Source organism: Amycolatopsis orientalis DSM 43388 (assembly GCF_000411975.1).
In the GTDB taxonomy this organism is placed as follows: Bacteria; Actinomycetota; Actinomycetes; order Mycobacteriales; family Pseudonocardiaceae; genus Amycolatopsis; species Amycolatopsis orientalis_D.
In genome coordinates, this window is the sequence record NZ_ASXG01000129.1 from 21,166 (window position 1) to 45,196 (window position 24,031).

Consider the following 24,031-nt stretch of genomic DNA (forward strand, 5'->3'; position numbering starts at 1 on the left):
GCGGGCGAGGAGATCGGTCGAGGTCAGACGCGGTCGACGTACTGCTGCACCGCGGGCGCGAGCAACGCGACGACGTCCTCGTGCCCGGCCCCGGCAAGCGGTTCGACCTGGACGACGTAGCGGACCATGGCGAGCCCGACGAGCTGGGCGGCGATGCCGGTGACGCGCAGCGGCGGGATGTCGAGCGCGGTGGCGATCTTGTCCAGCAGCGCGCCCTGGATGAAGCCGCGCAGCATGTCCGCGGCCTGCTCGGTGGTGGACACCGAACGCAGCACGCCGAAGAACGCATCGCGCGACGCTGGCGTTTCCCACAGGGTCAGGAACAGCCGGACGAGCCGTTCCCCGACCTCGGAGCGCGGGCCGTCGAGGATCGCGGAGACCACGACGCCGGGGTCGACCGGAAGATGCAGCGCGGTCGCGAACACCTGGTCCTTGCTGCCGAAGAAGTGGTGCACGAGTGCGGGATTCACCCCGGCTTCGGCGGCGATCGCGCGGATCGTCGCGCCCTCGTACCCGTTCCGGCCGAACAGGTCCCGCGCGGCGGCCAGAATGGCCTCGCGCGTTTCGGTCTGCCCGGGGCGGCGTCCCGTCCGTGCCATCGGCGTCCTTTCGTCCTCCCCAGTATCGCGGGACCATGGGCGGTACAGCTGGCTGTACCTGATCTTTACCCCGCGCGGGATCGCCGGTCGCCCCGCCGGGGCCGTAGTTTCGGGAGGACCGGGCGGGGAGGGGGAGCGGGATGAACGGGACGGCGGGGCACGAGACCGCGGTCCGGGTGGTCATTCGAGCCTCGGATCCCCTGACCGAGACCGGGATCCGGAGCTGGCTGTTGGCGCGGCCGGAGTTTTCCGTGGTGGACGACGCGGCGGACGTGCTCGTCGTCGCGGCCGAGCTGCTGTCGGTAGCCGCTCCGGTGGTCCTGCTTGTCGACGAGGAAGCCGGGGGCCCGGCGGCGGCGGAATCCTGCCTCCGGCGGCACTGGGCACGGTGCTCAGCCATTTCCGCCGTCCGATGGAACCGCGTCCTACGCACAGGTCCGACCTGACCCAGCGGGGAATCGACGTGCTGCGTCTGCTGGCCGATGGCCTCCTTCTCCGAACGCGCGGTGAAGAAGGTCCTCCACGACCTGTCGTAACGGCTGGAACTGCGCAACCGGACGCACGCGGTCGCCTACGCGCTCCGGAACGGTGCGATCTGACGAGGCCGGTCCGCAATGCGCAGGGGACCGCGGGCGAGCGGTTCCGCAGGACGAACTCGACCCGGTCGGAGACCACGCTAGACGGTCTGGAACGTGGCCATCATTCCCATGTCCTCGTGCTCGGCGTTGTGGCAATGGAACATGTACCGGCCCCGGTACCCGTCGAACCGCGCGATCACCTCGACCGCTTCGCCGGGTCGAAGGTCCACAGTGTCCTTGCGGCCCGCGTCGTGCGGTGCGGGAGCCTTGCCGCCGCGGGAAAGCACCTGGAAGTGCACCAGATGCAGGTGGATGGGATGGTGCAGATCCGCGACGAAGCGCCAGATCTCGACGTCGCCGAGTTTCGGCTGTGCGGCGATCTTGGTCGGAGTGAACGCCTCGCCGCCGATGGTCCAGCCGTGCCTGCCGTTGACCTGTCCGCTTCGGAACGCGAATTCGCGCGTCACTGTCGCTTGTGCTCGATCGAGACGCTCCATTTCGGACAGTTTCGCCGGAATGCGGCTGTCGTCTTTCGCGCGCCGGGTGACGCGAAAACGCATTACCTGTGCGGTGGACCCGGTGCCGAGACGATTGACCAGCGTCACCTCGGTGCCGACCGGGTAGGCGCCGAAATCGGTCACCACGTCGTACCGTTCGGCGGGCGCGATCGGCAGATGCTCGTGGCCGCGCGGGCTGTCGAGCAGGCCCTGGTCCGAGCCGATCTGCGTGAACGCGGGCCCGGTCGGCGGCGGTGGACTGAGCGCGAGGTCGTACCGGCGAGCGTTGGAACCGTTGAGGAACCGCAGCCGGTACCGGGTCGCCGACACCTCCGCGACCGGCCACGGCGCACCGTTCACCAGCAGCACGTCACCGAGAACGCCTGCCGCGTAAGCGTCTTCGACTCCCGGCACGCTCCGCAACGACGGATCCAGCGACGGGTATCGCATCGAACCGTCTTCGGCGAACGCGCGATCGGTGATCATCAGCGGGATTTCTCGCTCCCCCCGCGGCAGCGGCAGGGCGTCTTCCTCGGCGTCGCGGACGACGTGCAGCCCGGCGAGCCCGCGATACACCGCCGGGCCGGTGAAATCCATCCGGTGGTCGTGATACCAGAGCATCGCGGCCTTCTGCCGCAACGGATAGGTGTACTCGCGGGTTCCGGTGGTGACCACGGCGTCCGGATCGGCCATCCCGGAATGCCCGTGCCCGGCACTGGCCAGATACCGCCCGTCGGCGGGCAGGACGAGGTCGGTGGCGTAGCCGTCGGACTCCGGCGGCGTGCGTCCGCCGTGCAAGTGCACGACGGTCGGCACCGGAAGTTCGTTGCGGTGCTGGACAATCGTCGTCCGCCCGCTGCGAGACTCGATCGTCGGTCCCGGGAAAATGCCTTCGTAGCCCCAAATCGGCGTCCGCAACCCCGGGAGGATTTCCGCGGTGCTCGCCCGCTGCACGATTTCGTACCGGTCGACGCCACCGTCGCGCGATACCGGTTGCCGCACCGGGGGCAGCGGCAACGGCACCTGAAACGGTTGCGGCAGCGGCACTTCGCTGGTCAGCAGCTCACCGGTAGCGGCGGCCGGACGCAACAGCTTCGGGGTGACGAACCCGGCCGTGAGCACCACTCCGGCCCCGCCGGCCAGCCCGAGAAACCGGCGCCGCGACATCCCGCTCATCGCCGTGCTCCAGTCCGCCAGATGCCGAACAGCGTCCCGAGCGCGATCGCGACCAGTGCGACGCCGAGCGGAATGTGCAGGTCGAGCGCACCGGCCAGGCCCGCGAAGTACTGCGCGGTCTCGCCGCCGGCCAGCGCCAGGCTCGCCCAGAACGGCCACTGGACGCCGCCGCGCCACCAGTACAGCGCGGCAGGCACGAGCTGCACCAGCGCGACCGTCGACACGATGTTCGCGCCGAGTTCGTGCATCGCCAGCATGTCGTAATCGCCGATCAGATACCGCCCGGCGAACACTGGCTGGCCGAGAATCGCGACGGCGTGCACCGTCACGACCGCCCGCAGCACCACCAGCGACGTCCGCCCGCGGGTCAGGGCCGCTTCAGCCACCGTTCCCCCTTGTGCGCGTAGGTCTTCCCCCGTTCAGACGCTAAGCTCACCTTCTCATGCCGTCCAAGACCAAATTCGCCATGTATTCATGACCTCGGAGCTATCAGATGGACCTGCTGCAACTGCGCTACTTCCAGGCGGTCGCCTACCGCGGCCACCTCAGCCAGGCGGCGGCCGAACTGCGGATCGCCCAGCCGTCGCTGAGCCGGGCGATCGCGCGCCTGGAGGCGGATCTGGGCGTGCCGCTGTTCGAACGGGCCGGGCGGGGCCTGCGGCTCAACCACTTCGGCACCACGTTCCTGCGCCGCGTCGACCGGGCCCTGCGCGAACTCGACGACGCCCGCCAGGAACTCGTCGACCTGGCTGGTCTGGACCACGGCCGCGTCGCCGTCGCCTCGGAGACCCTGCTCACGCTCACCGGCCTGATCAGCGCCTTCCGTGCCGAGTACCCCGGCGTCGAGCTGCGGCTGTACCAGTCGTCGGCGGAGACCATGGCGCAGCAGCTGTGCGCGGGCGAGGTCGACCTGTGCTTCGCCTCGCAGCCGCTGCAGCAGCCGGGCCTGGAGGCGAAGGAGCTGCTCCGCGAGGAGGTGCTGCTCGCCGTGCCCAGCACGCACCGGCTCGCGGGACGCAAACGCGTGCGGATGGCGGATCTCGCGAACGAACCCATGGTGACCACGCGCCCCGGCTACTGGCCGCGCACCCTCGCCGACCGCCTCTTCGCCGCGGCCGGGCTGGAACCGAACTACTCCTGCGAGAGCGACGAACCCGGCGCCACCGGCCAGCTGATCGCGAGCGGCCTGGGAATCGGCCTGGTGCCGGAGGTCGCCCGACAGGCCGCCAAAGAGGAGACGGCTGTCGGGCTGCGGCTGGATGTTCCGGACTGCTACCGGACGCTGACCGTGGTGCGGCGCGCGGACACGTACCTTTCCGCGGCGGCACAGCGATTGACGGAGTTCGCGATCGCCTACTTCGCCTCCTGACGCTTGCTCCTGGTGGGTGCGAGTCGCGGAACCGTGCTCAGCGGATCAACTCGCTTAGACCGGCTGGACGACGAGCGACTGCGCTGTTTGACGCGATTTCGAGGACGGCCGAGCCTCCGCGGGCGGGGTGATTTGCCCGATTCTCGACCATGGGCGGTTGATGCCCGGTGCCGAACTGCTCATGCTGAACAGCTATTCGGCACGAGCAGGGGAAGCCAGATGCAGCAGCAGAGCTTGGCGGTCCGGTGGTCGGCGCGAACAGTCCGGTCCGGCCCGTTTCACCGTGCGTTGTCCGAGGCCGTCGACCGGCGCGGACTGTCCCTTTCGCGGCTTCGCGCCCATCTCGCCGCGCACGGGGTCTCGGTCGCCGAGTCGACGCTGAGTTACTGGCAGCGCGGTCTGCGCAGTCCGTCCGCGCCCCGGTCGCTCGATGTCGTGCGCGCTCTGGAGTCGGTGCTGAACCTGCCGCCGGACAGCCTGGTCGTGCTGATCGGGCCGCACCGGACCGCGGACGCCGACCGCCGCCCGTCGCTGCCGGAGCTCCAGCAGAGCTGGGCCGAAACGTTCGCGTTGCGCGAGGAGCTGAGCGGAACGCCCGGCGTCGAGGAGAACGCCGACCTGGACGTCGCGACGGTGGTCGACGTGCTGACGCTCGGCGCGCAAGGCCGGACCCAGGAGATCTCGTCGACCATGGTGGTGCGGGCCCGAAGATCCGGGCCGGACAGCTTCCTGGTCACGCACCAGGACGAGGAGGGCAGCGACGTCACGGCGACGGAGATCGTCGCGGTCGACGGCTGCCGGGTCGGGCGGGTGCGCCGCAGCGCGCGGTCGGCCGGAATGGTGTTCGAGCTGCTCTTCGACCGGGGCCTCGCCGAAGGCGAGACGCACACGTTCGGCTTCACGCTGCGTCCGGCCGCCTCGGTCCGGCCGGGGAATTTCCACCGCGTCGTGCGCTCCCGCATGTCGGCGTACCTGCTGCGGCTGCGCTTCCACCCGGCCGCGCTGCCCGCGCGCTGCCTGCGGACCGTCCGGCCGAGGGAAGACCTCGAGCTGCTGGTCCGCGAGCCGCTGTTCTGCGGGCCGGGAAACACGATCAGCGCCTACTTCGAGGAACTCGGCGTCGGCATCGCCGGGGTCGATCTCATTTGGGATTGATCCGCCGTCTCGTCCAGCGCCACCCCAGGAACGCGCCGCCGATCGCCACCGAGGAGCCGAGCACGATCAGCCCGACGACGAGCGAACCGGCCGGTCCGGTGTCGCGCTGGAGGGTCTGCTTGAACCCGATCCCGCCGCCCCGCTGGTAATCCGAGCCGGGCAGTTTGTCGGCGTACCGGGAGTGCACCTGCCGCTGGTACTCGGCGATCGGGGTGAACTGGCCGACCGGCGACTGCGGAAGGCTGGCCTGCAGCAGCACGACGCCGTCGCGGCCGAGGTCGTACCACCCGTTGATCTGCGGTTCGTTCAGCAGCACCGACCCCGGGCGCAGCCGGGCGCTCAGCCGTTCCTCGTCGTCGCCGGACAGCACGTTCCCGACCGACCAGCCGCTCGGCGCGGAGCGGTCGGGCGCGGCGCGGAGGGTGGCTTTCGCGCCGGTGGCCGCGGTGGCGGTCACCGCGATCGCCCGCAGCACCCCGGCCGGCGCTCCCGGGTTCCCGGCGACGAAGCCGGGATTGAGCGTGTAGACCGGGAAACCCCGGTGCCCCAGGGTGATCCGGCCCGGATCGGCGTGGCCGGCCTGCCGGAAGTTCGACGTGGCGAAACTGATCGCGCGCGTCGTTTCCGCGGCTTTGACCGCGGCCGCGACGTCCTGCTCCGACGGCGGCGCGACCCACGAGGCCCCGGCGGCCTCGGCGGGACCGGCGGACAGGAGCGCCGCGACCGCGATCGCCGCGCCGGCGGCGAACTTCCGGCAGATCTCACCCATGGCGGCCGGTCAGCCCTTCTTGATGTTCACGACGGTGTCGTTCCAGGTGAACTGGGCGTTGCTGCGGTAGGAGTTGTAGTCCCAGGTCTGGTACCGCTCGTAGCTCGGCCACGGGTCGCCGACCATCAGCGACTGGTTCGAGCTGTCGTATCCGTAGATCACCTCGGCGTGCCCGCCGCCGGAGGTCCAGTAGATGCCGGTCAGGTTCAGGATTCCGGAGTTGACCTGGTTCTGGATCGACGAGTAGCTGATCGGCCCGTTCGCGTCCTGCGCGGAGAACCCGGTGCCCTGGAAGCCTTGCACGATCTCGTAGATCTGGCCGCCCTCGTTCGGGCAGTACCCGGGCTGCGTTCCCTTGCCCGCCGCGCAGAATTCCTCCTGGGTGGCGGTGCCGCCCTGCGACTGCTCGATGCTGGAGCCGTCGGCGGCCCAGCACCACTGGTCGTTTTCCTGCACCTGCTGGTTGTATTCGAGCTGCTTCGAAACGGGCAGCGCGGCACGGCTCAGGTGCCCGCCGAGCGGCTGGACTTCCCGCACCTGGGTGTGCGTGGCGGTCTTGATCAGGCCGTCCGGCTTGCTCGCGTCGCCGTTCGACTGGGCCAGCGCGGTGCCCGGCAGCAGCGCCACGGCAAGCGCGGCCGCCCCGGTCGCCACTGTTATCCGGACGGTCCGCCGGGTGGGTCGGTAATCCATCGAATCTCCTTGTGCCAGACGGGGAAGGGAGCTCGCCGGGGTGCCCCGGCCGAGCATCACTGTGTGCTCGCCCGCTCCCGCAGAGCAACGGCTCCGGCACGCGGTGTGAGTGTTCACAGCGGCTTTCGCGGGGAAATGACCGGCCCCGCCGCGGTTTCGCGCACCGCGGCGACAGGTAATTCGCAATATTCACCGCACGTTCACAAGCGATGAATCGCGCTCGAGCTCGTCGGTCCACAAGGGACCCGCGACTACGGCAGGCTTCGCCGCAGCGCCTCCCGGAGCAGTTCCGGAGGCGTCGATTCCGGGTGCAGCACCGCCTGCATGGTCAGGCCGTCGAGCACCGCGGACAGCCGGACCGACTCCACGGTTATGTCCAGTTCCCCGGGCAGCTTGCCGAGCGCGACGGACTCGCGCAGGATCCGCGTGATCAGGTCGCGCAGGAACTGGTGCTGCGCGTCGGCGCTCTCGCGGAACGCCGGGCGGGTCCGGGCGGCGACGGTGAACGCCAGCCAGGCCACGGCTTCGTCCCGGCGGTCCTCGTCGAGCGGGAGGAATTCGGAGAGCAGGTCTTCGACCAGCGTGCGGCGGCCGGTTTCGGCGGCGAGCAGTTTGTCCGCGCGCACCGCTACCCGCTCGCCGATCCGGTGGCCGAGCTGCTCCATGGTGAAGAGCATCATCGCTTCGTGGTCGGCGAAGTAATGCCGGATCGAACCGATCGCGAGGCCGGCTTCCTTGGCCACGTTGCCGAGGGTCGCGCCCTCGACGCCGGAGCGGCGGACCACCCGGACCACGGCCTCGCTGACGGCCTTCCGCCGGTCTTCCGGCACCACGATCTTCGGCATGGTTGTGTTTATAGCACGACGATGCCACGATGGATTTGGCATGAGTGTGCCAAATAGTGGGGTTGCTCGGGGAGGGCCGCGATGGGCGGATGGGTGCTGGCGGGGTTGGTCGGCGGCGTCGTGGTGACGCTGGTGTTCCGGGCGCTCGGGGAGCCGCTGAACTGGCGCGACGTCGTCGCGCCGCCGGCGGTGCTGATCGCGATCGGCATCGCGGGGGTGGTCGGCTTCCCGGAGGTGACCGGTTTTGACGTGTGGTGGATCGTCGGCGGCTGCGTGGTCGGTCTCACCTTCGGCGCGGCGCGCGGCGCGACGATCCGGCTGTATGCGAAGAACGGCGAGTTGTGGCAGCGCTACCGGAAATCGAGCCTCGCGCTGTTCGTGCTCGGTGTCGCCGCGTCGGCCGGATTCACTGTGCTGGCGGTGAAATTCGGGATGCACGAACAGGCGCGGCCGTACCAGTTGGCGATCGGCGTCAGCTTCGCGGGTGAGGCGCTGGTGCTCATTCCGCGCGGGCTGCGCTCGGATCTGCCGTTCGCGACGGACAAGGAACGGCCGTGGGACAAACTGCTGCGGTCGCGGTGAATCCGTTCAGGAAAGTTCGGCCTGCCGCCGCCGCAATTCCTCGATGACCTGGTCGAACACGGCGCGGTGGGCTTCGAGCCGGGCGAGGGTCAGGCTGATCGATTCCCGCATCTGCTCGACGTCCTCGGCCGCGACTTCGAGGTGGTCCTCCCGTTCGGCGGTGGTGGTCCCGACGGTCAGGGGCCGGTCGACGCGGGGGAGAAGTCTCCCTTGCGGTTCCCGGTCGAGCCAGGACGCCATGTCCCGCATCTCGTCGTCGAGCCGCACCGTCCACGACCGCCGGCACCGCTGTTCGCATCCGGGATCCCGGCGTTCCCAGCCCGCGACGACCATGTCTTCGATGGCCTTCGCGGCGGCGCGGCACGCGACTTCCAAGCGGGGCAACGGATCCAGTCCGATCGCCGAGATCTCCTCGAGGACGGGTTCGCCCGGGGTCCACGCCCCGTCGACGGTGTGGGTTTCGGCGACGTCGTGCGCGGTGGCGAGCAACGCGCTGATCGCCTCGCGCACCTTCGCCACCTCGGCCGGGTCCAGGTCTTCGTCGGTCAGCCGGTGCGGCGACTCGGTGCGCGGCGGGCGTTCCTTGCCTGGCCAGGAACGTTTCCCGCCGCGCCGCCGGTAGTGCTGCTGCATCGCCTGCTTGGACCGGTTGCCGTACTCCGCCCCGAGCTGCTCCCAGGTCCAGCCTCGGTCGAGCACCGCTTCGATCAGCGTGACCTCGGCGCGGTCCAGGTCTTGCCGGACGTCCGGGACCAGGTGCAACGCTCCGGCCGCGTCCTCGGCACTGAGGTCTTCGCCGGGGTGGCGACCGGATCTCGCCGCGTGCACCAGCTCGCTGAGGAACGGGTTCTCGCGTTGCCGGAAGTACCGGGTGGCCAGTGCGCGCACGGAATCGGACATGGCCGTCAACGTATCGGTTGACGACACATACGTCAACTGATCCGTTGACGGCCTGGCGTCACCAGGTCACCGGCAGCTTGTGGACGCCGTAGATGTTCATGCCAGTACGGAGCGGCACCTCGTCCGGCGGGACCGCGAGGGCGAGCGTCGGGAAGCGGCGCAGCAGTCCGGCGAATCCCGCGCGCATTTCGATCCGGGCGAGCTGCTGGCCGAGGCATTGGTGCACGCCGTGCCCGAACGACAAATGCGTGCGCGCTTTCCGCTCGACATCGAGAGCGTCGCCTTCGGGAAAATGCGCCGGATCGCGATTGGCGGCCAGCATGGAAACGAGCACTGTCGAGCCCTTGCTGATCTTTTCGCCGCCGAGTTCGAGGTCTTCGGACGCGTAACGGAACAGGACGTCGACCACCGTGAGATAACGCAGCAGTTCCTCGACCGCGCCGGGAATCAGGTCCGGGTCGGCGCGCAGCGCGGCCATCTGCTCCGGGTTCTCCAGCAGCGCGAAAGTGCCCAGCGCCAGCATGTTCGCGGTCGTTTCGTGCCCGGCGAGCAGCAGCAGGAAGCCGATCCCGACGAGTTCCTCGATGCTCAGGTCGTCGTCGCGGGCCAGGTCGGACAGGATGTCGGAGCCGGGATCCGCGCGCTTCTCGGCCGCCAGCTTCCCGAGATACGACGTGAGCGCCGTCCAGGCGGCCATCTTGTCCTCGACACTCTGGTCCCGGAGCATCATCTGCGCGGAATTCTTCTGGAACGTCTCCCGGTCGGAATACGGGACCCCGAGCATTTCGCAAATCACCAGTGACGGAACCGGGAGAGCGAATTCCGTCACCAGATCGGCCGGCTTCGGGCATCCGGCGAGATGCTCCAGCTGGTGCCGCGCGATTTCGGTGATGTGCTCCTCGAGCCGTTTCATCCGGTTCACGGTGAACGCGCCGGTGAGCTTCCGGCGCAGCCGGGTGTGGTCCGGCGGGTCCATCGTGATGAACAAGCCGGGCACCTGCGGTGACGGATCGAACTCCTCCTGCGCCTCGGGCATGCTCGGCGTTTCGTAGGGCACGTGCACCGGGCCGAGGTCCTGGCGCGAGCTGAACCGCGGGTCGGCGAGCGCCTGGCGGACCGCGGCGTAGCCGGTGACCAGCCAGCCGTCGTGCCCGTCGGGGAACTTCAGCGGGCTCACCGGCCGGGTCTCCCGCAGCCGAGTGATGGCGGACGGCGGGGCGAACGGTCCTGCGTCGCGCTCGAGCGGCAGGCCGGGTGGGCGGGTCATCTGCGGATCCCCTCTCTGTGGTGGTGCGACCAGCGTCACCGCGGCGGCTGATATCCCGCTGACACGCCGCTGGCTCGACTACCATCCGGGCATGCCGGATACGCAGTACGAAGACCTGCTTCAGCACGTGCTCGACACCGGGGCCGAGAAGGGCGACCGCACCGGTACGGGCACGCGGTCGATCTTCGGGCACCAGCTGCGCTATCGGCTGGCCGACGGATTCCCGCTGATCACCACCAAGAAAGTGCACTTCCGGTCCATCGCGTACGAACTGCTGTGGTTCCTGCGCGGCGACTCGAACGTCAACTGGCTGCGCGAGCACGGCGTCACGATCTGGGACGAGTGGGCGGCGGAGGACGGCGACCTCGGCCCGGTGTACGGCGTGCAGTGGCGGTCCTGGCCGACGCCCGACGGCGGACACATCGACCAGATCAGCGAGGTTCTGCGCACTCTGCGGGAGAACCCGGATTCGCGGCGCATCATCGTGTCGGCGTGGAACGTCGGAGACATCCCGCGGATGGCGCTGCCGCCGTGCCACGCGTTCTTCCAGTTCTACGTCGCCGACGGCGAACTGTCCTGCCAGCTGTACCAGCGCAGCGCGGACCTGTTCCTCGGCGTCCCGTTCAACATCGCGAGCTACGCCCTGCTCACGCACATGATCGCGGACCAGGTCGGCCTGCGCGTCGGCGATTTCATCTGGACCGGCGGGGATTGCCACATCTACGACAACCACGTCGAGCAGGTGCGCAAGCAGCTTTCCCGGGACGCGCGGCCGTTCCCGACGCTGAGCCTGAAGCCGGCGGAGAGCCTGTTCGACTACCGCTACGAGGACATTTCGCTGGAGGGCTACGACCCGCACCCCGGCATCAAAGCTCCGGTGGCGGTGTGAGCATGATCGGGCTCATCTGGGCGCAGGCGGCGAACGGCGTCATCGGCCGCGACAACGCCTTGCCGTGGCACCTTCCGGAAGACATGAAGCACTTCCGCACCGTGACCGCGGGCGCGACGGTGCTGATGGGGCGGCGCACGTGGGAGTCGCTGCCGGAGCGCTTCCGGCCGCTTCCGGGACGGCGGAACCTGGTGGTGTCCCGCACGCCGCAGGAAGGCGCGGAGACGTTCCCCGACCTGGCGCAAGCGTTTGCGGCCGCGGACGGCGACGTATGGGTGATGGGCGGCGCGCGGATTTACCAGGAGTCGCTGCCGTTCGCCGACCGGATCGAGGTGACCGAACTCCGCGAATCTTTCGAGGGCGACGTCTGCGCGCCGGAGATCGGCCGCGAACCGGACACCGTCGGCGAATGGCAGGAGTCGAAGAACGGGCTGCACTATCGGCACCTGAGCTGGGGGCCTAGCTGACCGCGGGCCCGACCGTGAGCGTGTCGCCGTCCAGCCGCGCGATCGGCCCGAGCGGGACCGACAGCGGGGAGTCGCCGTGCCCGATGTCGAGGCCCCCGAGCACCGGGACGTCCAGTGCGCCGAGCCGGTCGCGCAGCACGTCGAGCACGGTCCAGCCGCGGTCGGGGTAGTCCTCGAACCCGAGAAACCGGCCGAGCGCGACCCCGCGCACGCCGCGCAGCGAACCGGACCGCATGAGGTGCGTCAGCTGCCGGTCGACCTGGCCCAGCCCGATCGCGCGCGGGGCTTCGAGGAAAAGGATCGCGCCGTCGGGACTGGGCAGCCCGGCCCCGGATGAACCCGGTCACGGTGCCGAGATGGCCGCCGACCAGGTTCCCGCTGGCCGTGCCGGGAAACGAGACCGCGGCGATGCGCGAGTCCGGGTCCCGGTGCAGCGTCGTGGGTTCGGTTTCGAACAACAGCCGCCGGGACGATCCGGCGGAGCGCGCGGCGGCAAGGAAGCGTGGATCCCGGCGATCCGGCAGTGCCGCCACAGCGCGAGGTGCAGGTTGGTGATGTCGCTGAACCCTATGAGCGGCTTGGGATCCGCGCGCACGGCGGCGGAATCGATCCCGTCGGCGAGCCGCCGTCGCTTACCGAGCCGAGGCTTCGTCGGCGGGACGGCGGCTGACCTGGTTGCGGGTCGGTGGGCCGAGGGGTTGGACTGGCGTTGTGGGTTGGCTTGTTTGTCGGTTGCCGAGCCGAGGCTTCGTTGGCGGGACGGCGGCTGAACCGGCTCCGCGGATCGTTGCGGGCGGTGTTGGTCGGGCGGTGGCTTGGTTGTCGCTTACCGAGCCGAAGCTTCGCCGGAGCCCCGGCTGACCCGGCCGCGGACGATTGGCGGTACGTAACCGGTAGCGACCACGTCCCCGTCGAACCACGCGGTCAGCCTCGCCGCTTCCTCCTCCAACGCCGCCGCGACAGCGCGCGGCACCGGTTCGATCGGCACGACCTCCACCGTCCCGTCCGGCTGCTGTGTCCAGGTCCCGACGATCCGCCCGTTCCACCACGCGGTCGGACCGGCGTTGCCCGCGCCGTCGAAAAGCTGCGGGCCGCGGTTGCCGAGGTAGAAGTCTCGGCGGCGCCAGCCCATGGTGGTCGGGTCGAGAGTGGGGAGCAGCGCGGCCCACCCCTCGTCGAGGCGGACTTCCTCCGCATCGTCGGGATGCAGCCACGCCGGGGTTCCGTCCTCCAACAGGGCGGGAGTCGCGCCGACGTCGTCCAGTGCCCGGCGGACCGCGGTTTTCGTCGCGCCGAGCCACCAGACCAGGTCGTCCTCGGTCCCCGGCCCGAACGACCACAGCCACCGGCGCACCAGTTCCCGGTAGCCCTCCCGTTCGTCGAGCACGCCCGGATCTTCGCCAAGCCACTGCTCCACCGCTGTCCACACTGGACGCGAGACCTGCCAGCGCCCAGCGTTGTCCCCGCGGACCACCGAACCGCTCGCCGCGAGCACGGAAACCACGCGGGAGCCCGCCGGGGCGAGCACGGTGGGCCGTCCCTCGGCGGCGATCCGCGTGTTCAGTTCGGGGAGACGGGCGCGCAGCTGGGCGGTGGTCCCGGGTGCTTCGCGGATCGCTTCGAGTGCTTCCGCACATCGGCGGTCGACCCACGCTGGGCCGTCGTCGATTCCGGCCAGCTCGGCGTCTTTGGCCAGCCGCGCGGTCATCTGCCGGACCACGCGAGCGGAGGCGCTTCCCCTTGCCGCGGCGAGCAAATCGACCGGGAACGCGAAGGCGGTCCGCCGCATCGCCAACTGCCGCACCACAGTCCGCCGGCCGAACAAAGCGTCCGAAATGGACGCTCGGTCGGCACGAGACCGCGCGTACGCGGACAGGTAGATGCTGCTGGCCTCAGTCGCGTGCAAACACGTGACCGCGCGGACGGCGGCCTCCACTCCGGGCGCGGCGGTCGCCAGCGCATGCCGCACCCCGATCCGGGCGCGTCGTTCGTCGTCGGTCACCGTTCGCATGGTTTCGATCATGCCGGACGTAGCGGTCACTTCCTGACCGCTACTGCTGCGAGCCTCGGTTCCAGCGCCGGAACGGGTTCGGCGCGGGAATCGAGGAGTCGGAATCATGGCAGTGCACGCCGTCGCCCACTTGAACTTCCGGGGTGAGGCCCGGGCAGCGCTCGAGTTTTACCGGTCGGTGTTCGGCGGGGAGAGCAGGATCGCCACGTACGGCGACTTCGGGATGCCCAAGGACGCTCCCGGCGCGGACCACGTGGTGTTCGGACAGGTCGTCGGCGAGAACGGGTTCCGGGTGATGGCATACGACGTCCCGGGCGGCACCGGTCCCGCGCCGGTCGGCGAAACCCAGCGGGAGAACGGGACGACGATCACCACGGAGAAGTTCTTCCTGTCCGTGGACGGCGATTCGGTCGGGGAAGTCGGCGAGTTCTGGAAGAGGCTGTCCGAGGACGCGACGGTCATCGAGCCGTTCGGCCCGTCGCGGTGGGCTCCGGGCTTCGGCATGCTCCGGGACCGCTTCGGCGTCACGTGGATCCTGCAGGTCGCCGCCTAGCCTGCCGGTCTGCGGCCGGGAGTCCTGCGCCGGCCGCAGACCGGCTCTCACGCCGGGCACGGCGAGAGACCCTGCTCGAACGCGAGCACCCCACTCGGGTCGTACTTCGCCGCTATCGCCCGGAGTGCTGGGAGGTTCACCCCGTAGTACGCGGTGGGCCAGTCCTTCTGGTCGTCGTTGAGGTAGTTGACGTAAGCGCCGCCGGTGGCGAATTCGGCCAGCCGCGTCTGGACGTCGTTCACCTGGCGTTTCGCGGTCTCCCGGTCGACGTCCGGATCGGCGGAGAGGTAGACCTGCACGTCGCCGAAGACGCCGCGGTGGGCGAACGCGGTGTCGGTGGGACGGACGTCGGAGACCGCCGCGTCGAGCGGATTCACTTCCAGCGCGATCTTGGTCTCGCCGGTGACGAGCGCGCTCAACCGCGCCGGGTCGGCTTTCTTCGCCAGAACGCGGGAAGCGGCCATGAATCGGCGCCGCGCGAGGCTTCCGGACCAGAAATCCATCGCGCCCAGGTAGTCCGTCTCCTGGAGCCCGGTGACGGTGCCCCTGACCCCGGCCCGGCGTTCCAGGTCGGCGATGAGTTCGCGGGCTTGGCGCTGCCCGCCGAGCAGGCAGCCGGGGACGCCTGCCGCCGGGTGCGGGCCGCCGAGCACCGAGATGTTCGACCAGAACTCCCGCGGCGCGGCGGTGATCCAGTCCTGCCAGGCCCCGTAGACGTCGGTGCCCGAACCTTCCGGGAAGTTCACCACGAACACGGTGACCCGCGGCGGCGCGGGCACGGTGGCGAAGGTGAACTCCGTGGTGATCCCGAAGTTGCCGCCGCCTCCGCCGGTGAGCGCCCAGCCGAGGTCCGAACCCGGGTCGGCCGAACGCACCCGGAAATCGCGGGGCGTCACCACTTTCGCTTCGGCCAGGTGGTCGCAGGTCAGTCCGTACTTCCGCATCAGGACGCCGATTCCGCCGCCGAGCGCGAGCCCGGCGATGCCCACCGAGCCGCAGGTGCCGCCCGGCAGCGCACGACCTTCGGCGGCGAGTGCGTGGTAGACGTCGATCAACCGCGTTCCGGCGCCGATGACCGCGGTGCCGTTCCGGCGTACCTCCACGCGGTTCATCAGCTTGAGGTCCGCGACCAATCCGTTGCCGGGCGTGGAATACGCGACGTAACTGTGCCCTCCGCTGCGGGCCGCGAACTTGACCTGGTTTTCCGCGGCGAACTCCAGACACCGCCGGACGTCGTCGGCGTCGACGCAGCGGGCGATCGCCGGCGGGCGGCGATCGTCGTAGAGAAGGTTGAACGGCGGGCGGATTTCCTCGTAACCGGCGTCGTTCCGCAGCAGCAGCGCGCCGTGCAGCCGTTTGCGCAGGGCGGCCCAGTCCGGGTCCTTTTCCGCAGCCTCCGCGACGGATCCGGTTCCGACCACGGCCGCCCCCGCCGCGACCGCGGACAGCCGCAAAAGACGGCGACGGCTCAACGTCATGGACGACCCCTCCACTGCTCCGCTGCCCGCGCGCACGGGAAGAAACCCGCCGGCCCGCCTCGAGCTTCCCCTTGTCCGACGCCGCCAGCATAGACTAATCTTTCCGAAATAGAAGACGTATCTACGGCATTTCGAAAATGCGGGATTCGGGGGGACCGGGTCGAGGTCGACCGGCCTTGATCCACCATCGGATCAGGAGGTGCGGGCGGCATGGACGGAAACCGCTCCGGCTCGGCCCCGGCGCACTCGGCGCGCCGGTCCGCGGTACTGGCTTCCAGTATCGGCACATTGCTCGAGTACTACGACTATTACCTGTTCGGCCTAGCCGCCGCCGTCGTGTTCCCGGCCGTGTTCTTCCCGTCCGCGGATCCGCTCACCGGGCAGCTGTCGTCGTTCGCCGCCTTCGCCGTCGGGTTCGTGCTCCGCCCGGTCGGCGGCATCGTGATCGGGCACCTCGCGGACCGGTTCGGCCGCAAGAAGGCCTTGATCTTGACCATCGTGCTGATGGGGGTCGCCACGATTCTCATCGGCGTGCTGCCCGGCTACCGCCAGATCGGCGTCGCGGCCCCGATTCTGCTGGTCCTCCTGCGGCTGCTGCAGGGGTTTTCGACCGGCGGCGAAATGGGCGGCGCGATCTCGCTCGCCGTCGAGCACGCCCCGCCGCGCAAACGCGGTCTCTACGGTGCCTTGCTCCTCTCCGGAGCCGGCGTAGCGCTGCTGATTTCCTCCGGATTGATGGCGCTGTTCGCGATGCTTCCGGACCGGGATTTCCTGGCCTGGGGCTGGCGGATCCCGTTCCTGCTGAGCGTGGTGCTGCTCATCGCCGGGTTGATCATCCGGATGCGAGTGGGCGAGACGCCGGACTTCGAACGTGCCCGCAAGAAGGACGCCGGTGCGCGCATTCCGTTGCTCGCGGTGCTGCGCCGTCCGCGCAATTTGATCTACGGTGTGCTGTTCGGTTTCGCCAACAGCATCGGCGGTTACGTCATCACCACCTACGGTGCGTCTTACGTCAAAAAAGATCTCGGCATGCCCGCGTCGGTGGCGCTCACCGCGACCATGGTCGCCGCCGGCGCGCAGATCATTCTCGCCCCGACGTGGGGCGCGCTGTCCGACCGGATCGGCCGGAAGCCGGTGTTCCTCGGCGGCTGTATCGGGCTGGCCGTGGTGATCTTCCCGGTGTTCTGGTTGTTCGAGACGAAGAACCCGGTCCTCGTGGCGGTCGCGATGGTGCTGGGCTTCTCGGTGTTCGTGATGGCGATGTCCGCGCTGTCCCAGACGATTCTGTCCGAACTGTTCGACACCCGGTCGCGGGTCACCGGCGTCAACCTGGGATATCAGCTCACCGCGGTGTTCGGCGGCGGGTTCGCGCCGTACCTCAGCGCGTGGCTGGTCGGCGCGACCGGCGCGGTGTGGGGCGTCGGCATCTACGTGATCGCCGGTTGTGCGCTCAGCGCGGTCGCGATGCTGCTGCTGCCCGAACGCGCCGGAAAACCGTTGCCGGAACCGGCCGCGGAACCGAAAGCCGCGACGGTATGACCTTGCTGGGCTACGTCAGTGACGAACGTTATCTCGCCTTGCCGGAGGTCACCGTCGAGATCAGCGCCCGCGGCTCGCGGTGGACCGCTCGCTCCACCGCGACCGGCGCGATTCACGCCGACCTCCCGCCCGGCGACTACCGCGTCACCCTCGCCAAGGACGGCTACGGCGCGAAACACGTCGACGTCTCGGTCGGCGCTGGCGAACCGCATCAGTTCCGGCTGCTGTCCGACCAGATTTGGGGCTATGTCTGGCCGAAATGGGTCCGCGGCGGGGACGAGGGCGAGTTCCGGATCCACAGCCCCGAGCCGTATCGCCTGAGCCTGTGGCGGTACGGCGCGGAGGCCGAGGAGACGGCACTGATCGGCTGGTTCGACGAACACGCACCTCGCGCCACCGTGCAGGTGACCCCCGACGGCGACTACACGCAAACCGGGGCTCGGTTCAACGAAAAGGGTTACGCCGACCCGGCACACCGCCAGTACGTCACGGCACCGGATCGCAGCGGGTTGTATTGCTTCCAGGTCGAAGGCGAATCCGGGGCGCGGTTCTCGTTCCCGTGGGTAGTCGCGCCGCGCCTGCCGACCGCGCCGATCGCCGTTGTCGCTTCCACGAACACGTGGAACGCATACAACAATTTCGGCGGTCGCAGCAACTACATCAACGCCTCCGGCCTGCCCGCCGCGCCGGTTTTGGTGCCCCGCTTGGAAATGCCGCGCTATCTGGAATCCAGCTTCAGCGAACACGCCCTGCCGGACGACGCGTACCCGCCGCTGTCCTTCGAGCGCCCGGAACCGCTGAACCAGCTCAGCGCCGATGCCCAGCCGGAGGACCCGATCCGCGGGAGGCAGCCGTGTCACCTGGCCGCCGCGGAATGGCGGCTGCTCAGCTGGCTGGAACGCAACGGCTACGAGTACGACCTCTACTCCGACGCACATCTGCACGACGGCACCCTGCCGCTGGACAGCTACCGCGCGCTGGTTCTGAGCACGCACCCGGAGTATTGGTCCCGCGAGATGTACGCCGCGGTCTATTCCTGGGTGCACGACCGCGGCGGAAAGCTGGCCAACTTCGGCGGCAACGTCGCCGACTGCGAAGTGGTCTTCTCCTCGCCGGACGCACTGCGGTTCCGCACCCAGGCCGTCGAATCCGGTCCGTTCGAGAGCCGGATGCACCGCACTTTCCGCCCCACGTCGGAGCTGTTCGGCGTGGTGTTCACCAGCGCGGGTGCGATGACCGGCGCTCCCTACGAGGTCGTCGATCCCGGCCACTGGGCCTTCCGCGGCACCGGATTGGACAAGGGGGACCTGTTCGGCGTCCGAAGCTTGCACGAACGATGCCCCGGCGGTGCTTCCGGCCACGAAACCGACAAGACCGGACCGTACAGTCCACAAGGGACTCACGTGGTCGCCCGCGGCCGGAATCCCGGCAACGGCGGCGGTGAGATTGCTTGCTACTCCACGGCCAGCGGCGGCGAGGTCTTCTCGGTCGGATCGATCGCCTGGTCCGCCGCAGTGCTGGTGGACGACGGTGTTTCCGCGGTGACCGCGAACGTTCTCGACCGGTTCACCGGACGCTCCTGAACCCCGCGGCGATATCGTCGGCCACCTCGACGCCGAGACCGGGCGCGTCCCCGAGCCGGACCTTCTGGCAGTCGCTGTTCAACGGCGTCTTGAGGATGTCGCTCTCGTAGTAATGCGCGCCGATGATGTCGGACGGAATCCTGGCCGACAGACCCGGTGCCGCACACGCCGCGTGCAATTGGGCCGCAGCGCCGATTCCCAGCTCCCCATTGGACCCGAGCACGACGTCCAGCCCGAACGCGTTCGCGAGCTGCGCCATCGCCACCACCCGACCCGGCCCGCCCGCCTTGCCGATGTACAGACTGACCGCGTCCGCCGCTTCCGCGCGGAGCACCGACACCAGGTCGTCCATTCCGAACACGCTTTCATCGGCCACAATGGACAATCCTCGCCCGCGCAGTGCCCGCATCCCGGCCAGATCGCCGGGGGCGACCGGTTGTTCGAGGAACGCCGGGTCCTGGCCCCGCATCAACTCGATCGCGCGGGCGGCGTCCGCGGGCCGGTAGCCGCCGTTCGCATCCAGGCCGAGGAACGTGTCCGCCCCCACGAGCTTCCGCGCCTCCGCGAGCCGCCGCGCGTCGTCCTCGGGGTCGAACCCGATTTTCAGCTTAAAACTGCGAAACCCCGCCTCGACGGCCGACTGGTAGACCTCGCGCAGTCGGTGCCCGCTTCCGCTGAGCGAACATTTCACCGACACCTCAGTCCTCAATGGACCGCCAAGTGCCACCGCGAGCGGGACACCGAGGCTGCGCGCATACGCGTCCCACAACGCGGTGGAGATCCCTGCTTTGGTGAACGGCGCCCCAGCCGCCGCCTCGTCCATCCGCCTTTCGAGAGCGGCGACCGGAACGAGCGGCTTCCCGAGCACCGCCGGGGCGAGGGCTCTCTTGATGAGGTACTCCGCTGTGCCAGCGTCTTCTCCGCTCCATTGCAGCGTTGCGCTGACTTCGCCCACGCCGGTCGTACCGTCCGAAGCGGTCACCCGGACCAGCAGGAAGTCGGAACGGTCGTGGGTTCCGCGGGCCCCGGCCACCACGAGTTCCGGCCGCACGACCGGGCTGACCGCGACGACCTCGATGTCCTCGACGGTATTCACAGGAACTCGCGGAACTCGTGGAGAAACCGGTCGATCATCCGGACGTCCTCGGCATCGAGCCGGTGCGCGGGGGCGCGGCAGCAGGGACTGGCGAACCACCCCCGGCGGACGGAGATCAGTTTCTCCGCCGCGATGATTCTTTCCGTGTCGAGCATCCAATAGGAGATGTACGGCAGGAGCCGGCGGTGCAACTCGGCGCCGCCCGCTTCGTCGCCGTCCTCGAACCGCCGCCAGATCTCCACGTAGATCTCGGTGAACGAACACCCCGGCTGCGTCCCGACCGCGCCTCGCCGGATCGCGTCCGGCAACTGCACGCCCGCGTACCCCTCGACCGCCGGAATCGGCGGACCCCCGGCAGCCAGCTCGGCGATCAACGGCCCTGGCGGACTCGATTCGACCTTGACCAGCCGCAGATTGGCGTGTTTGGCCGCGATCTCGCGCAGCGCGTCCGCGTCCAGGCTGGTCCCCGTCTCCGCGGGCGCGTACTGCAGCACGACCGGAGTCGGCGCGACCGCGTCCAGCACCTCCCGAATGTGCTCGACCAACGCCCGCCGAGACGGCTGCAGGTAATGCGGCGGCAGAAGATTGATCCACTCCGCGCCCGCGGCCACGGCGTCGGTGGCCCGCTTCACCGCAAGCCGCGTCGCGTGATCTTGCACGGCGATGATGGCTGACACGCCCGTTCGCGCGTTGGTCTCCGCTAACAACACGTCAGTGAGTGTCTGCCGTTCGTCCTCCGCGAGCTTGTAGAACTCCGAAGCGAATCCCGGGAACATCACGCTGCCGACTCCGGTCCCGAGCACGTGCCGGACTACCCGCCGGAAGCCGGCGACGTCGATCTCGCCCTCGTCGGTGAACGGCACTTCGAGAACGGGAGACACTCCGCGAACCGGCGTCATCGAATCCCCTTCTGAAGGCCAAGCGCGCCCAACGCGTCGGCGTGAATGATCCCCTCGATCAGCTCCTCGGAAATCTTCGGCAACGCAGTGCCCGCGACGATGTCGTTGACCCGCCGGATCCCCGCGATCGCCTCCGCCGTGGTCGCGATCGGAAAGTCCGAACCGAGCAGCAGCTTGTGCGGCACGCCCCACTCCTGCGCGGCGAGCAGCGATTCGTAGCAGACCCAGGGCCGGAGGTAAATCGACGAAACGTCGGCATAGACGTGCGGATGCTTGCGGATCGTCACGACCGTCTCGCGCCCCCACGGATGCCCCAGGTGCGCCATGACGATCCGAAGCTCCGGAAACCGCAGCGCGACCTCGTCGGTGACCAGCGGATACGTGTACCGCAACGGTGCCTGCCGAATCGGCGAAGCACCCTGGTGGAACAAGATCGGCAAGCCATGCCGCTCGCAGTACCGGTAGAAGTCCAGCGCCGGCGGGGACAGCGGATCGAAGTTTTGGTAGTTCGGCCCGAGTTTCACTCCGACCAATCCCAGTTCCCGGCACCGGTCCGCCTCGTCGAACACGGTGGGATCGGTCGGATTCACCGACATGAACCCGATCCGCCGCTGGGGATCAGCGGTGACGAACGCCGCGGTGGCGGTGTTGGTGTCCTCGGCCCGGTACGGCAGCCCAGTGGCTTCCTCCGGGTTCTCGACCGCGATGTTGAACACAATGGACAGATCCGCGGCCTCGGTGGCCTGGTCGTAGTCCGTCCAGGAATTCGTGGTGACCACCGGCCGGTCGGTCCGCCATCCCTCGTAAACGCGCCTCTCGCCGTCCGGCACCGCGGCCTGGTGGGTCGGAGTATGAGTGTGCACGTCCACGATCATGGCTTCACAACACCTCCGCGAGGGTGACGAACCGGTCCGCGAGCCCGCTGGCGATCTCCTCGAACCACTTGCGCCCCCGGTTCTCCGCGGCTGACTCAGGGCGATCGGTATACCCGTCGATGTCCCGCCAGACCTTCTCCGAATGAATGTCCACATCGACCACTTTTCGTTGCGGGGGCAGCTCCCGGCCGGGCGGCTTCTGAACCAATTCCGCGCGTACCGCCAGCATCATCGAAGTCTCGAACTCGCCAGCGTGCCCAGGCACGACGTCGTCCGGCTCGAGGACCCGCCAGTAGTCGGTGTGCGCCACCGCAAGCCCATGCCGGGTCGACGCCGCACCAGCGAACGCGTGACAGACGCCGATGTTGCCCCCGTGCCCGTTGACGACGACCATCCGCCGCCCGCCTTGAACCGCGATCGACCGGGCCAGATCGTCAAGTACGTGCAACAGGGTCTGCGGGGAAAGGGAAAGCGTGCCGTTGAACGGCAGGTGATGATCGGAAGCCCCATACGGAATCGGTGGCGCGAGCAGCAAGTCCCGTCCGCTCCTCGGCGCGGCCAACTCGGCTGCCCGCTCACACGCCGCGGCCGCGAGAAAGGCGTCCGTCCCGGCGGGCAAGTGCGGCCCATGTTGTTCGGTCGCGCCGACCGGCACCAAGACGAGCGCCTCGGAAAGCACTCCGCGCACCGTGGCGCGGTCGGCCTCCGCCCAGCGCAACAGTGCGCCCACGACGTCTCCCCGATACTCCGGTTGGCCTATCTTCCGGTATTTCGTAGAAGTCTTCCTGATTCAGGAAGATAGTCGATCGGGGGAGGGGACGCAATGCCGTTGCCGGTGCGGCCAGAGGCGGCCGCACTGACCTGGATAGGGCAAAGCAAGTCGCTACCCGGCAAACCCCAGCCGCCGGGAAACTTCCTGCCCAACCTGCACGACGCCGCGCGCCGCGGCCTTCCTCTTCTCTCCGACCAACTGCCGCGCAAACCCGGTGACCCCCACGGCCCCAGCGACCGCACCCTCGGCATCGAAGAACGGTGCGGCAAGGCAAGCGATCTCCGCCTGCTCCTCCTCGCTCTCGAGCGCGTACCCGTCCGCCCGCACCCTCGCCAGCAACGCCAGAAACCGATCCGCATCCGGAACGGCAGCCTTGGGCCCTGCCCCGCGCGAAAGGCGCGACAGCAACGGCTTCAGCTCAGCTTCCGGAAGATGCGCGGCAATGGCCCGTCCCAAAGCGGTCAGGTCGAACGGCGCGACTTTGCCCCGGTAGGTGTCGAACTGTACGAATCCGGGGGTCGAAGCCTTGGCGACATAGACCACCGAAGCGTCCTCCAGAATCCCCACATGCGCGGGCATTCCGAGGCTCTCCGCCAGCCGCCGCAGATCGGCCTGGACGAGGGACGGCAGGTCGACCTTCCGCACCAGTTCGATGGCCAAGCCGTAAAGCCGCAAGGTGGGCCGCCAGAAGTGGCTCCGCCCGACGACCCGCCGCACGGCATAACCGCGCTCCTCCAGCGTGTACGCGATGGACGCGCAGGTGGCGAGCGGCACCCCGGCGGCCTTCGCCAGCGCGGTGAGCGTCAGCGGTTCCTCGGCGCGCACGAGCGCCTCCAGCACAGTGAGCGTCCGGTCCGCAGCCGGCGACGCCGCTTTGCCCTCGCTCATCCGGCATCAACCTTTCGGATACCTGTAGCCATCTTCGGAACACGGTAGCGTCCGGTCACCCGCCCGGCTCGATCCGCGCGATGGTCCCCTCGGCCCACGATCGAATGGCGTCGACCTGCGTGCGGGTCAGCTCGTCCAGGAAGTGGCGGCGAATGTTGGCGCCGTGGACCACCAGCGCGTCCTGGATGACCGAGCGGCCGTGCGCGGTGAGGCTGATCCCGATGCGCCGCCCGCTGGGGCCGCTGCGGGTCGGGGCGACCAGGTCGCGCGGTTCCATCCGGGTCAGCTGGTGCGAGACCCGGCTCTTCTCCCAGCCGAGGGCTTCGACCAGGTCGGCGACGCGGGCTTCGTGCCCAGGCGCGCGCCACAGGGTCAGCAGGACGCTGAACTCGGCCTTCGAGATGCCGCATTCCCGCTGCAGTCCCCGGTCCAGTTCGCGGGTGAGCAGGCGTTGCGCGCGCACCCAGGCGTTCCACAGCTCCCAGTCGTCGGGCGTCATGGACCGGGAGCGTACCTGGGGAGTTGACTCATCAACTCCAGTGGACCTAGAG

Annotated in this window: 26 protein-coding genes and 1 pseudogene; 9 read left to right on the forward strand and 18 right to left on the reverse strand. The window is 69.1% G+C overall.

The window, feature by feature from the left end:
• Nucleotides 1–23 precede the first annotated feature (23 nt).
• Nucleotides 24–599 (reverse strand): TetR/AcrR family transcriptional regulator, encoded by a 576-nt coding sequence (locus tag L942_RS26945; protein WP_037365708.1) that lies wholly within the window; start codon nt 597–599, stop codon nt 24–26.
• 140 nt (nt 600–739) lie between these two features.
• Between L942_RS26945 and L942_RS43895 the strand changes: the two genes are divergently transcribed.
• On the forward strand, nt 740–1,045 hold the full coding sequence (locus L942_RS43895) for a hypothetical protein (RefSeq protein ID WP_037365710.1): 306 nt from the start codon (nt 740–742) through the stop codon (nt 1,043–1,045).
• Nucleotides 1,046–1,275: 230 nt separating this feature from the next.
• On the opposite strand, the gene L942_RS26955 is transcribed toward L942_RS43895, so the two are convergent.
• Together L942_RS26955 and L942_RS26960 are read right to left on the reverse strand one after the other, a co-directional pair.
• A complete protein-coding gene (locus tag L942_RS26955; protein WP_037365712.1) occupies nt 1,276–2,850 on the reverse strand; it encodes a multicopper oxidase family protein in 1,575 nt (524 codons plus the stop codon).
• Nucleotides 2,847–3,236: a hypothetical protein gene (locus tag L942_RS26960; RefSeq protein ID WP_051166266.1), complete on the reverse strand. Its 390-nt coding sequence runs from the start codon at nt 3,234–3,236 to the stop codon at nt 2,847–2,849. Before L942_RS26960 ends, L942_RS26955 begins: the two co-directional genes overlap by 4 nt.
• Nucleotides 3,237–3,343: 107 nt before the next feature.
• On the opposite strand from L942_RS26960, the gene L942_RS26965 reads away from it, so the two are divergent.
• Together L942_RS26965 and L942_RS26970 are read left to right on the forward strand one after the other, a co-directional pair.
• Nucleotides 3,344–4,219, forward strand: a complete 876-nt coding sequence (locus tag L942_RS26965) for a LysR family transcriptional regulator (RefSeq protein WP_037365715.1) — start codon at nt 3,344–3,346, stop codon at nt 4,217–4,219.
• A 219-nt stretch (nt 4,220–4,438) separates the two neighbouring features.
• On the forward strand, nt 4,439–5,374 hold the full coding sequence (locus L942_RS26970; RefSeq protein WP_051166267.1) for a helix-turn-helix domain-containing protein: 936 nt from the start codon (nt 4,439–4,441) through the stop codon (nt 5,372–5,374).
• On the opposite strand, the gene L942_RS26975 is transcribed toward L942_RS26970, so the two are convergent.
• The 3 genes from L942_RS26975 to L942_RS26985 all read right to left on the reverse strand — a co-directional run bounded on the left by L942_RS26975 (nt 5,361) and on the right by L942_RS26985 (nt 7,681).
• Entirely contained in the window at nt 5,361–6,143 is a 783-nt protein-coding gene (locus tag L942_RS26975; protein ID WP_037365718.1) for a hypothetical protein, read from the reverse strand. The two genes, L942_RS26970 and L942_RS26975, sit on opposite strands and share 14 nt — an antisense overlap.
• 9 nt (nt 6,144–6,152) lie before the next feature.
• A complete protein-coding gene (locus tag L942_RS26980) occupies nt 6,153–6,836 on the reverse strand; it encodes a papain-like cysteine protease family protein (protein WP_051166268.1) in 684 nt (227 codons plus the stop codon).
• 251 nt (nt 6,837–7,087) lie between these two features.
• Nucleotides 7,088–7,681 (reverse strand): TetR/AcrR family transcriptional regulator, encoded by a 594-nt coding sequence (locus L942_RS26985; RefSeq protein ID WP_037365721.1) that lies wholly within the window; start codon nt 7,679–7,681, stop codon nt 7,088–7,090.
• 81 nt (nt 7,682–7,762) lie between these two features.
• Here L942_RS26985 and L942_RS26990 point away from each other — a divergent pair, with 81 nt between their 5' ends.
• Entirely contained in the window at nt 7,763–8,263 is a 501-nt protein-coding gene (locus L942_RS26990) for a DUF1453 family protein (RefSeq protein ID WP_037365724.1), read from the forward strand.
• A gap of 6 nt (nt 8,264–8,269) precedes the next feature.
• Here the strand turns inward: L942_RS26990 and L942_RS26995 are convergent, their stop codons facing one another.
• A complete protein-coding gene (locus L942_RS26995; RefSeq protein WP_037365728.1) occupies nt 8,270–9,163 on the reverse strand; it encodes a hypothetical protein in 894 nt (297 codons plus the stop codon).
• Between the two features lie 58 nt (nt 9,164–9,221).
• Nucleotides 9,222–10,430, reverse strand: coding sequence for a cytochrome P450 (locus L942_RS27000; RefSeq protein ID WP_037365730.1), 1,209 nt, complete (start codon nt 10,428–10,430; stop codon nt 9,222–9,224).
• A gap of 91 nt (nt 10,431–10,521) precedes the next feature.
• On the opposite strand from L942_RS27000, the gene L942_RS27005 reads away from it, so the two are divergent.
• Entirely contained in the window at nt 10,522–11,319 is a 798-nt protein-coding gene (locus tag L942_RS27005) for a thymidylate synthase (RefSeq protein ID WP_037365732.1), read from the forward strand.
• Nucleotides 11,320–11,321: 2 nt separating this feature from the next.
• Nucleotides 11,322–11,786, forward strand: a complete 465-nt coding sequence (locus L942_RS27010) for a dihydrofolate reductase (protein WP_037365733.1) — start codon at nt 11,322–11,324, stop codon at nt 11,784–11,786.
• Here L942_RS27010 and L942_RS45555 read toward each other — a convergent pair.
• From L942_RS45555 to L942_RS27020, 3 genes and pseudogenes are all read right to left on the reverse strand, one after another.
• On the reverse strand, nt 11,779–12,108 hold the full coding sequence (locus L942_RS45555) for a hypothetical protein (protein ID WP_106965043.1): 330 nt from the start codon (nt 12,106–12,108) through the stop codon (nt 11,779–11,781). The genes L942_RS27010 and L942_RS45555 overlap by 8 nt on opposite strands.
• Nucleotides 12,109–12,129: 21 nt before the next feature.
• Nucleotides 12,130–12,399: pseudogene (locus L942_RS45560) on the reverse strand (LD-carboxypeptidase); the annotation flags it as partial.
• A 213-nt stretch (nt 12,400–12,612) separates the two neighbouring features.
• The gene (locus L942_RS27020; protein WP_037365810.1) at nt 12,613–13,797 is read right to left on the reverse strand and encodes a winged helix DNA-binding domain-containing protein; all 1,185 of its coding nucleotides are present in this window, start codon (nt 13,795–13,797) and stop codon (nt 12,613–12,615) included.
• Nucleotides 13,798–13,903: 106 nt separating this feature from the next.
• On the opposite strand from L942_RS27020, the gene L942_RS27025 reads away from it, so the two are divergent.
• Entirely contained in the window at nt 13,904–14,350 is a 447-nt protein-coding gene (locus tag L942_RS27025; RefSeq protein ID WP_037365735.1) for a VOC family protein, read from the forward strand.
• Between the two features lie 47 nt (nt 14,351–14,397).
• Here L942_RS27025 and L942_RS27030 read toward each other — a convergent pair whose 3' ends face one another.
• Nucleotides 14,398–15,828 carry an FAD-binding oxidoreductase gene (locus L942_RS27030; protein ID WP_037365736.1) on the reverse strand — a complete coding sequence of 477 codons (1,431 nt, stop codon included), beginning with the start codon at nt 15,826–15,828 and terminating at the stop codon, nt 14,398–14,400.
• A 210-nt stretch (nt 15,829–16,038) separates the two neighbouring features.
• Between L942_RS27030 and L942_RS27035 the strand changes: the two genes are divergently transcribed.
• Nucleotides 16,039–17,367 carry an MFS transporter gene (locus tag L942_RS27035; protein ID WP_037365739.1) on the forward strand — a complete coding sequence of 443 codons (1,329 nt, stop codon included), beginning with the start codon at nt 16,039–16,041 and terminating at the stop codon, nt 17,365–17,367.
• Nucleotides 17,364–18,950: a carboxypeptidase-like regulatory domain-containing protein gene (locus L942_RS27040; RefSeq protein WP_037365741.1), complete on the forward strand. Its 1,587-nt coding sequence runs from the start codon at nt 17,364–17,366 to the stop codon at nt 18,948–18,950. The genes L942_RS27035 and L942_RS27040 overlap by 4 nt, the downstream gene beginning before the upstream one ends.
• Here L942_RS27040 and L942_RS27045 read toward each other — a convergent pair.
• The 6 genes from L942_RS27045 to L942_RS27070 all read right to left on the reverse strand — a co-directional run bounded on the left by L942_RS27045 (nt 18,934) and on the right by L942_RS27070 (nt 23,979).
• Nucleotides 18,934–20,046 carry a mandelate racemase/muconate lactonizing enzyme family protein gene (locus tag L942_RS27045; protein WP_037365743.1) on the reverse strand — a complete coding sequence of 371 codons (1,113 nt, stop codon included), beginning with the start codon at nt 20,044–20,046 and terminating at the stop codon, nt 18,934–18,936. The two genes, L942_RS27040 and L942_RS27045, sit on opposite strands and share 17 nt — an antisense overlap.
• Nucleotides 20,043–20,945 carry a dihydrodipicolinate synthase family protein gene (locus L942_RS27050; RefSeq protein WP_037365746.1) on the reverse strand — a complete coding sequence of 301 codons (903 nt, stop codon included), beginning with the start codon at nt 20,943–20,945 and terminating at the stop codon, nt 20,043–20,045. Before L942_RS27050 ends, L942_RS27045 begins: the two co-directional genes overlap by 4 nt.
• On the reverse strand, nt 20,942–21,808 hold the full coding sequence (locus L942_RS27055) for an amidohydrolase family protein (protein WP_235079417.1): 867 nt from the start codon (nt 21,806–21,808) through the stop codon (nt 20,942–20,944). Before L942_RS27055 ends, L942_RS27050 begins: the two co-directional genes overlap by 4 nt.
• 16 nt (nt 21,809–21,824) lie before the next feature.
• Nucleotides 21,825–22,550 carry a creatininase family protein gene (locus tag L942_RS27060; protein WP_037365751.1) on the reverse strand — a complete coding sequence of 242 codons (726 nt, stop codon included), beginning with the start codon at nt 22,548–22,550 and terminating at the stop codon, nt 21,825–21,827.
• Nucleotides 22,551–22,703: 153 nt separating this feature from the next.
• The gene (locus tag L942_RS27065; RefSeq protein ID WP_037365753.1) at nt 22,704–23,480 is read right to left on the reverse strand and encodes an IclR family transcriptional regulator; all 777 of its coding nucleotides are present in this window, start codon (nt 23,478–23,480) and stop codon (nt 22,704–22,706) included.
• A 55-nt stretch (nt 23,481–23,535) separates the two neighbouring features.
• Complete coding sequence (locus L942_RS27070; RefSeq protein ID WP_037365755.1) at nt 23,536–23,979, reverse strand: MarR family winged helix-turn-helix transcriptional regulator; 444 nt, start codon at nt 23,977–23,979, stop codon at nt 23,536–23,538.
• Between the last annotated feature and the right edge of the window lie 52 nt (nt 23,980–24,031).

What these genes read in the sequence shown, in the direction of transcription:
- L942_RS26945 (WP_037365708.1), bottom strand. Translation starts at nt 599, where the DNA reads ATGGCACGGACGGGACGCCGCCCCGGGCAGACCGAAACGCGCGAGGCC.
- L942_RS43895 (WP_037365710.1), top strand. Translation starts at nt 740, where the DNA reads ATGAACGGGACGGCGGGGCACGAGACCGCGGTCCGGGTGGTCATTCGA.
- L942_RS26955 (WP_037365712.1), bottom strand. Translation starts at nt 2,850, where the DNA reads ATGAGCGGGATGTCGCGGCGCCGGTTTCTCGGGCTGGCCGGCGGGGCC.
- L942_RS26965 (WP_037365715.1), top strand. Translation starts at nt 3,344, where the DNA reads ATGGACCTGCTGCAACTGCGCTACTTCCAGGCGGTCGCCTACCGCGGC.
- L942_RS26970 (WP_051166267.1), top strand. Translation starts at nt 4,439, where the DNA reads ATGCAGCAGCAGAGCTTGGCGGTCCGGTGGTCGGCGCGAACAGTCCGG.
- L942_RS26975 (WP_037365718.1), bottom strand. Translation starts at nt 6,143, where the DNA reads ATGGGTGAGATCTGCCGGAAGTTCGCCGCCGGCGCGGCGATCGCGGTC.
- L942_RS26980 (WP_051166268.1), bottom strand. Translation starts at nt 6,836, where the DNA reads ATGGATTACCGACCCACCCGGCGGACCGTCCGGATAACAGTGGCGACC.
- L942_RS26985 (WP_037365721.1), bottom strand. Translation starts at nt 7,681, where the DNA reads ATGCCGAAGATCGTGGTGCCGGAAGACCGGCGGAAGGCCGTCAGCGAG.
- L942_RS26990 (WP_037365724.1), top strand. Translation starts at nt 7,763, where the DNA reads ATGGGCGGATGGGTGCTGGCGGGGTTGGTCGGCGGCGTCGTGGTGACG.
- L942_RS26995 (WP_037365728.1), bottom strand. Translation starts at nt 9,163, where the DNA reads ATGTCCGATTCCGTGCGCGCACTGGCCACCCGGTACTTCCGGCAACGC.
- L942_RS27000 (WP_037365730.1), bottom strand. Translation starts at nt 10,430, where the DNA reads ATGACCCGCCCACCCGGCCTGCCGCTCGAGCGCGACGCAGGACCGTTC.
- L942_RS27005 (WP_037365732.1), top strand. Translation starts at nt 10,522, where the DNA reads ATGCCGGATACGCAGTACGAAGACCTGCTTCAGCACGTGCTCGACACC.
- L942_RS27010 (WP_037365733.1), top strand. Translation starts at nt 11,322, where the DNA reads ATGATCGGGCTCATCTGGGCGCAGGCGGCGAACGGCGTCATCGGCCGC.
- L942_RS27020 (WP_037365810.1), bottom strand. Translation starts at nt 13,797, where the DNA reads ATGCGAACGGTGACCGACGACGAACGACGCGCCCGGATCGGGGTGCGG.
- L942_RS27025 (WP_037365735.1), top strand. Translation starts at nt 13,904, where the DNA reads ATGGCAGTGCACGCCGTCGCCCACTTGAACTTCCGGGGTGAGGCCCGG.
- L942_RS27030 (WP_037365736.1), bottom strand. Translation starts at nt 15,828, where the DNA reads ATGACGTTGAGCCGTCGCCGTCTTTTGCGGCTGTCCGCGGTCGCGGCG.
- L942_RS27035 (WP_037365739.1), top strand. Translation starts at nt 16,039, where the DNA reads ATGGACGGAAACCGCTCCGGCTCGGCCCCGGCGCACTCGGCGCGCCGG.
- L942_RS27040 (WP_037365741.1), top strand. Translation starts at nt 17,364, where the DNA reads ATGACCTTGCTGGGCTACGTCAGTGACGAACGTTATCTCGCCTTGCCG.
- L942_RS27050 (WP_037365746.1), bottom strand. Translation starts at nt 20,945, where the DNA reads ATGACGCCGGTTCGCGGAGTGTCTCCCGTTCTCGAAGTGCCGTTCACC.
- L942_RS27065 (WP_037365753.1), bottom strand. Translation starts at nt 23,480, where the DNA reads ATGAGCGAGGGCAAAGCGGCGTCGCCGGCTGCGGACCGGACGCTCACT.
- L942_RS27070 (WP_037365755.1), bottom strand. Translation starts at nt 23,979, where the DNA reads ATGACGCCCGACGACTGGGAGCTGTGGAACGCCTGGGTGCGCGCGCAA.